The organism is Oceanisphaera litoralis (assembly GCF_016907015.1).
In the GTDB taxonomy this organism is placed as follows: domain Bacteria; phylum Pseudomonadota; class Gammaproteobacteria; order Enterobacterales; family Aeromonadaceae; genus Oceanimonas; species Oceanimonas litoralis.
The window spans coordinates 70,675-78,313 of sequence record NZ_JAFBBE010000019.1 but is presented as its reverse complement, the minus strand read 5'-3'; the positions used below and the strand labels follow the sequence as shown (position 1 = coordinate 78,313).

Genomic DNA, 7,639 nt, shown 5'->3' with positions numbered 1-7,639 from the left:
GTTACTGCAATTGGGCTTGAGTATTTACCCTGTACTGGAGTAATGTCATCTTGTTGTTTATTAATAGAAAATCAAGCTTAAGTACTAACGAATGAAGACGTATTAACCCCTCAACGACACCTGTTGCTCTAACAACAAACTGTGCAATATAAGAGGGGTGCCTGAAAAGTAGCTCTAAATATTTAGAATCTACAATATAATCCTCGCACTTGTAGACGGCGTAATCTGGACTGACTAAGCCTTGATAGTCTATATTGCTTTTAAAGAAAACGCCTAAGTGAGCTTTAAGCTTATTGAATACTAAATCATTTTTATGAACGATTTTATTATCAATATTGCTAGCTGCAACGGCAGCTTTTTCATGGAAGTCTGCGCGCACAACAAGTCCATGTACCTGACTGACCATAAATAATGGTTCTTCACCAGTTTTAGAGCGTTCACTACGCTCCTTCAACACATATTTAAGTCGCTTAACTTCCCAATGCTCTGGGATCTGCCCTATCCACTCTACGCCCGAATCTTTCATCGGCACTTTGGGATCAAGGCCTTGGGTAACGGCTTGCTGGATAATGATTTGCTTGCGCTCTTTTATCAGCTCAATCTGCTGCTCTTTAATGGCAATCGCTTCGTCGATCTGGGCTGCTTTTTGATCAAGAAAATTGGTGATTAGGGTTTGTTCTTCTAACTTAGGCAGCCATATTTTAGTGTTTTTCAATATGGACTGAGTAATGCTGTAAACCTTTACACCCTTTATCTGCTGTTTTATTTGTTTCCTATAAGAAACAGAGTCTAGGCAGTAAGCAAGATAACGGTGATTCCCTTCCCCTATTGGCCTGCATATCACTACATGGTATCCAGCAAACACAACATCATCAGTTATCAGTTGCGAAAAATTTCCAGAGCCTTCAATATCCTCAGACGTGTCTGCGAATATAAAATCTCCTTTATTCAGCAGTGAGCTTGCGCCTTTAATTAAGTAATCTTCGCTAACACATTTAAGATAATGTTTCTGGGGAGTTACTTCAAACCCATATTTTGAATGAATTTCTCCATAACTGACACAAGGTATGCCCTCATCCTGTAAGTTTTCCTTCGTTATGGTTAACCCTCTTCCGAACTTAAAAAAGTCGCGAAAACGAATAATACTCCAGTGTGCTGGAATTTCCCCCAACCACTCAACGCCAGAATCCTTATACGCCTCATACGTGGGCATTGCCGATAACTTCATCATAGTGTGCCCCTTAGCCCTGAACCTGTTCAACGGCGGCATTAAAGCTGCTCACGCCCAGGATCTGCGCAATCAAGCCTTCGGCTTTTTGCTCCAGCGAAATAATGTCGGCAGCGACGGCTTCAAGTGAGCGTAGCGGTTTGTGGCGATAGAAATATTTGTTAAAGCTGATTTCGTAGCCGATTTTTACCGAATCCAGGTTCAGCCAGGCCTCACTCACATGGGGTTGAACTTCATCTAAAAAGTACTGATAAATGCTCTCGGTTAACGGAATAGACTCACTGTCGCGTAGGTCGGCGCTGGCTTCGTAGGTAATATATTCGTTTGCCTTACCGCTTTTCTTGCCAACCTGTACCGCTGAATGAGGATAAAAACCAAAGTCCGGCAAGTCGGCTTCTGCACACTCGTAGCGCTCCAGCAAGTCAGCCAATTGATCGTCACCGAGCTTAACCACCTTTTTAATCACTTTTTCGGCGGTTTCGTCATACCAGCTCACGCTGTTTAAAATGGCGTTTTTCTCGCTGGCCGAGAGCTTGATTTTGTTGGCTTTAAGCGTTGCATCGACCTGGCTCTTGAACAGGTTGAAGTCGCTAAATTCAGCACCGCCAATGGCGGCCATTAACTGCTCGGCGGTTTCATGCAGCGCCTTCAGCGACCGCCAGTGTTTCACATCGAGCAGCCTGGTTTTGGCTTTATTATTCAAACTTATGTCGTTTTCTTCACACCATTTCATGATGTCTTTTTCTAACGACTTTAATAAGCTTTGCTTTTGCTCGGGCCCATAACCACTGGTCTGGTATACGTCATCGCCGTGCTCGTCATACAAGTACTGCATTGCCTCACTGAGTGACTTGTCGAAGCGCAGCCCGGCCAGTCGCTCGGCGCTAAATTGCGCCTTGCGGCGGTCGGGCCGCTCGATAGTGACCTTGTGATAACCAAAGTCCTCGTTGCGGAAGACTTTGCTGGCCAAGCCCATAGGCTCGTCATTGTCATCCAGCTGGCGCTCTATGGCGGCACAATCCAGGTAAGTGCGGGTAATTAGTGCTATGTGCTCGGGGGAAAATTCGCAGTTTTTATTGCCGAGGTTTTTGCGCAGTTTACGGAATAACAAACTGGCATCCAGCAGCTGTACCTTGCCACGGCGCGCTGCCGGCTTGTTGTTACTCAGCAGCCAGATGTAGGTGGTAATGCCGGTGTTATAAAACAGGTTGTTGGGCAGCTGCACTATGGCATCGAGCATGTCGTTTTCAATAATGTAGCGGCGAATATTGCTCTCGCCGCCCCCCGCATCGCCGGTAAACAAGCTAGAGCCATTGTGTACCGAGGCAATACGACTACCGGCCGGGCTCACGCTTGGCGACTTCATCTTGCTGACCATTTCCATCAAGAACAATAACTGGCCATCACTGGAGCGCGGCGTGGCATCACAGTCTGTTTCAACACCCCAGTAATCGGTTAATTTAATCTTGAAGCGCGGGTCTATGACCTCGGCCCCCTCTTTAATGTGCTTTTGTTCCGAGGCCCAGCTTTTGCCATACGGCGGGTTAGACAGCATAAAATCGAAGCGGTCTGATGCAAACTCGTCGATCGACAAGGTAGAGCCCACTTTGATGTTTTGCGGGTTATTGCCCTTGATCATCATGTCCGACTTACAGATGGCGTAAGTCTCGTCGTTGATTTCTTTACCGAACAGGTAAATATCGCGGTTGGCAGCGGGATAGCGTTCTTCAATAAAGTTTTGCGACTCGGTGAGCATGCCGCCACTGCCACAGGCGGGATCATACACCGACATGGTCAGTGGCAGGCTGTCTTTCACCGGGTCAAACACCAGGTGGGTCATCAGCTCAATCACTTCACGGGGGGTAAAGTGCTCGCCGGCCTCTTCGTTGTTTTCTTCGTTAAACTTGCGGATCAGCTCTTCAAACACATAGCCCATGCCCAGGTTGGTGAGCGCAGGCATCATGTTACCGTCGGGATCGGCAACCGTGTTGGGGGTGAGGTTGATGTAGGGCGAAACAAACTTTTCGACCACATCCAGCAATACCTGTTTGGCGGCCATGTGGCGGATTTGTGTTTGCAGATTAAAACATTCGATGATTTCTTTTACGTTGTCACTAAAGCCCAACAGATATTCTTCAAAATTGGCCAACATGATCTGCTGGTTGTTGGTCGCCGTGTTAAACAGCGACTTCAAGGTCCATTTGGAAGTGTTGAAGAACACATAGCCCGATGCGGCCTTAAGCGGCTCGTCATCCAGCTCGATGGCATCCATCTCTGCACGCTGAAACTGGACTTCGCCCAGCACCGCTTGCTTGGTTGGTTCCAGCAGGGTGTCCAGGCGACGCAGCACCACCATGGGTAAAATAACGTCTCGATACTTACCACGCACGTACACATCTCGCAGACAGTCGTCGGCAATGTTCCAGATAAAAGAAATCAGTTTGTTATGTACGCTATGATCCATGTTGTTACCTTGTTTAAATGCTCATTTTTCATGCGCTAGTCATGTGCAACGCTATTCGCTAATACTGGGAGTGGGTACAGGGTAAAGCGACTCTCGCCTACCCTGATTTACTGGGGGTAATCCTACCATAAGGCGGCTATGTTTGAGTTAATCGTTAAAAGCTTGAATCAGTGTCAGTGGAGGGCCCCCTCCATTCGCCCTCTATAGAACAGCTAATAAATAGAACGGTTACTTAGTCAGCTTGTATCTGTAAGTGAATAAGGAGCACGCATCGACATTCAGCCACTTTGACCTTCGGTCAACACTAGGTTCGGGTCACAAAATGGTCACGGTCTGGTCACGAGGGGTCGTTTGACAAAATGGGAAAGGATGAATTTACTGAAGGAAAGAAAGCAAAAAGCCCCAGCATTGCTGCTGGGGCTTTGAATTTGGCGGAGTGGCAAACGCACCGCGTTTGAAGGTGGAGAAGCGCAGCGACGACTTCATCCAGAAAGTCCGGCGCAGCCAACACGAAAAAGCCCCAGCATTGCTGCTGGGGCTTTGAATTTGGCGGAGCGGACGGGACTCGAACCCGCGACCCCCGGCGTGACAGGCCGGTATTCTAACCAACTGAACTACCGCTCCGGTGCCTGAAGCTGTTCGCTTCGGACGGGTGGGATAATAGAGCCGTCCGAAGCGGCGGTCAAGACCGAAATAACCTCTTTTTCGCCATTCGACCATTTATTATCCACCACCCCCGATAATACCGGGTTAACTTGCCTGTTCCAGGCTGTTTTTCCGCCTGTTGATTATTTTTTTGTATAAAAACCAACCGGCGGCCGACAAGGCCGTCAGCAGCAACATGGCCGCCAGCAGCTGCTTCAGCGAGAAACCGTCTGTCCGTTTGAACTCCACTGCCGCCAGGTTCACCGGTGGGCTGACCCTGAGCAGCTGCTTCGTCAGAGCAAGCTGAACGTCGCGTCCCTCTCGGGTGGTGGCGAAAGCGTGTCCCTGCCAGTAGTAATTACCGGGTTCGGTGGCGTCCGGCAATCGAATGTGCTTGCCGGTACCCGATACGGCAATGGTCTGTTGGGCCGGTGTCGTCAGCTCCCCTTTTACCACCAGTGACTCCGGTACCAGGTCGCCTCCGGGAGTCAGGTCCAGCTGCCAGTTGCCGTCTTCCTCCGGCGTAGAGAACGCCAGCGTGAGCGGCATGGGATAAACCAGCACCGGTTGCTCGTGAGTGCGCGCCAGCACCCGATTGCTGATTTGCGCCTGAAACAGATATTCTCCCGGCAAGGTGTCGATAAGCAGTTGCGCCGTCAGCTTGCCGTCTGCGGGGTAGTCATCCAGACCGGTGCCGTCATCGGTAAAGTCGCCAATAACCAGCGGCGTTGGGGCAAAAGACGATGTGCCCTTGCTGTTCGGCTCCATCAGTTGCGCCCGCAGAGACAAGCCTTTCAGGTAATAATTGGCGTCCAGCCGGGTATTATTGTGCCTCAGCTCGGCGCCGAGCTTGAGCACCTCTTGCTGAAAAATCCGTTCCGGCAAGGGGGCCACATCCAAATCGAACACGCTGTACAGTGAGATACCTCTGTGCTTGTTGATTTTTCCGGTCGCCTGCCAGGGACCGGGCTCCGGTTGCCACAGGGTAATTACATCCCGACTGTCGGTTGCTGCCCAGCTGACGTCATCCGGATGCCGATGAGAGTAATATTTGCTGCCATCGGGGCGGATCAGCACCGCAGGGGGGCTTGCCGCTTCCCGCTCTATGATCAGGGTGACGGAAGATATGGACGGATCGATGCGAAAGGTGTTGCTCAGCCAGCGGGCGCTCTGCTCACTGGCCTGGCTCGCCGTTATCGCCAACAGCAACGGCAGTGCGAACAAGAAGGCGCCTATTCTCCGCGCCACAGGCAGCTGCCTCCCTTTTTCATCACCAGATCCAGCCTGGCCTCGTGGGCCTGCAGCTCCTGTTCTCCGGCCCGGATCACCGTCAGCGGCGCCCGGTTGGCACTCAGGCGACGGATGCCGCCGGCATCCCCCTGCTGGTCGTTACTGTTCTGCAGGTTGAGCCTGGTCTGGCCACCGGTCATCAGCAGGTAAACGTCGGCCAGGATCTCCGCATCCAGCAAGGCGCCGTGCAGGGTTCTGTGACCGTTGTCTATGCCGTAGCGGTCGCACAATATATCCAGATTGTTGCGCTTGCCGGGGAATAGCTTGCGCGCCAGCGCCAGCGTATCGGTCACCTTGCACAGGGCCGCCATGCGTTCGGGCCGCCCCAGCAACTGCAGTTCATAATCGAGAAAGCCGACGTCGAAGGGCGCGTTGTGCGCCACCAGCTCGGCGCCGTCGATAAACTGCAGAAATTCGTCGACCTTGGCGGAAAAGGGCGGCTTGTCGGCGAGGTAGTCATCGGTAATGCCGTGCACCCGAATCGCTTCTTCGTCCACCTTTCTGTCCGGCTTGAGATAAACGTGAAAATGCCGACCGGTCAGGCGACGGTTAACGACTTCCACACAGCCGATTTCAATCACCCTGTGCCCTACATAATGGGGGCCGGTATCCATGTTCATACCGGTGGTTTCTGTATCCAGCACTATTTGCCGCTGGTGACTTTGCTGGCTCATCAAAATTCTCCACTCAATTCGGCGGCCAGTATAAATAACTGCCACTGCCAACGCCACCGGGCTCAAGGTGGCATTGCCGTTATTGGCACAATCGCGCGGGTGGCTGGTGAGCGCCGCCGCGCTGTGGCAGACTTCCGGTTTGCTTGTTCCAACACGGATAACGATGAAACAGATTCAAATGTACACAGATGGTTCCTGTCTGGGAAATCCGGGCCCGGGCGGCTATGGCGCCGTGCTGGTCTACAAACAGCACCGCAAAGAGCTGAGCGGCGGCTACCGCCTAACCACCAACAACCGCATGGAGCTGATGGCCGCCATTGCCGGACTGGAAACCCTCAGCGACGACTGCACCGTGGATTTGACCACCGACAGTCAGTATGTACGTCAGGGCATTACCCAGTGGATTACCGGCTGGAAGCGCAATAACTGGAAAACCGCCGCCAAGGCACCGGTAAAAAATGTCGATCTCTGGAAACGGCTGGATGAACTCTGTCAGCGCCACCGGGTAACCTGGCACTGGGTAAAGGGACATTCGGGCCATCCGGAAAACGAACGCTGTGACGATCTCGCCCGAGAGGCCGCCCTGAACGACGCCAACCACGACGACACCGGCTATTCGCGCTGACGCGCCATGCCCGGCTGCAGGGCCCCGGATGCCGGTTTGAGCTGGCGGATGGGCGTGAGCGGATAGCGCCGTTTGCGCGCCAGTATGATATAGACCGCCGCCAGCGACGGGCAAAAACGGGGGCAGTACCGGTGGCGCCACTGACCGAGCAGAGGAAACTCGAGCAGGCCGGTCAGGCTCAGGTAATTGCGCTCGAGCACCTCAAAGCCCAGCAACTTTAGCCAGTCTTCGAGCCGCCCCGGCGCCAGCATTCGCCGCCAGGGCGGCAGCCGATGGCGCACTGCCGGCAACAAACGGGCCAGCCCGGCGCTGCTGTAGGGATTGAAACCGGCGATGATCAGCCAGCCATCGTCGCGCAGCACCACTTCTGTTTCGCGCAATATGGCATGGGGATGTTTGCTGTAATCCAGCACATGAGCCAGCAGGCAGGCATCCAGGCTACCCGGGGCAAAGGGCATGGCGGTGGCATTGCCCTGCAGTTCCATCCCGTCAAAGCCGGACTGCCCCATCAGCACCGAATGCAGCAACCGGCTCCGGTCCAGCGACAGGGCGGCACTCAGGGCGTCGACTTTGAGCAGGGTAAACCCGAACAGCGACGGCGCCCACTCGTCCAGGCGCAGCTGCAACTGTTCGGCTATATGACGGCCGCGCAACAGTCGTTGCCAAGCGGCCGGTGCGACAACCGTACTGGCTGATTTCATCGCGCCTCTGAT

General features: G+C 53.0%; 6 protein-coding genes and 1 tRNA gene. 1 reads left to right on the top strand and 6 read right to left on the bottom strand.

The genetic code is table 11. The annotated features are described in order from the left end of the window. Position 1 precedes the first annotated feature (1 nt). From HNR62_RS12475 to dnaQ, 5 genes are all read right to left on the bottom strand, one after another. Entirely contained in the window at positions 2–1,231 is a 1,230-nt protein-coding gene (locus tag HNR62_RS12475; RefSeq protein ID WP_204796418.1) for a restriction endonuclease subunit S, read from the bottom strand. A gap of 10 nt (positions 1,232–1,241) precedes the next feature. Continuing rightward, complete coding sequence (locus HNR62_RS12470) at positions 1,242–3,692, bottom strand: type I restriction-modification system subunit M (protein ID WP_204796417.1); 2,451 nt, start codon at positions 3,690–3,692, stop codon at positions 1,242–1,244. A 547-nt stretch (positions 3,693–4,239) separates the two neighbouring features. After that, positions 4,240–4,316, bottom strand: a tRNA-Asp gene (locus HNR62_RS12465). 126 nt (positions 4,317–4,442) lie between these two features. Continuing rightward, the gene (locus HNR62_RS12460; RefSeq protein WP_204796416.1) at positions 4,443–5,585 is read right to left on the bottom strand and encodes a hypothetical protein; all 1,143 of its coding nucleotides are present in this window, start codon (positions 5,583–5,585) and stop codon (positions 4,443–4,445) included. Then, complete coding sequence (dnaQ, locus tag HNR62_RS12455) at positions 5,570–6,301, bottom strand: DNA polymerase III subunit epsilon (RefSeq protein ID WP_204796415.1); 732 nt, start codon at positions 6,299–6,301, stop codon at positions 5,570–5,572. The genes HNR62_RS12460 and dnaQ overlap by 16 nt, the downstream gene beginning before the upstream one ends. 163 nt (positions 6,302–6,464) lie before the next feature. Between dnaQ and rnhA the strand changes: the two genes are divergently transcribed. Next, positions 6,465–6,926, top strand: a complete 462-nt coding sequence (gene rnhA, locus HNR62_RS12450) for a ribonuclease HI (protein ID WP_204796414.1) — start codon at positions 6,465–6,467, stop codon at positions 6,924–6,926. Here rnhA and HNR62_RS12445 read toward each other — a convergent pair. Next, positions 6,914–7,627, bottom strand: a complete 714-nt coding sequence (locus tag HNR62_RS12445) for a class I SAM-dependent methyltransferase (RefSeq protein ID WP_204796413.1) — start codon at positions 7,625–7,627, stop codon at positions 6,914–6,916. The genes rnhA and HNR62_RS12445 overlap by 13 nt on opposite strands. Positions 7,628–7,639 lie beyond the last annotated feature (12 nt).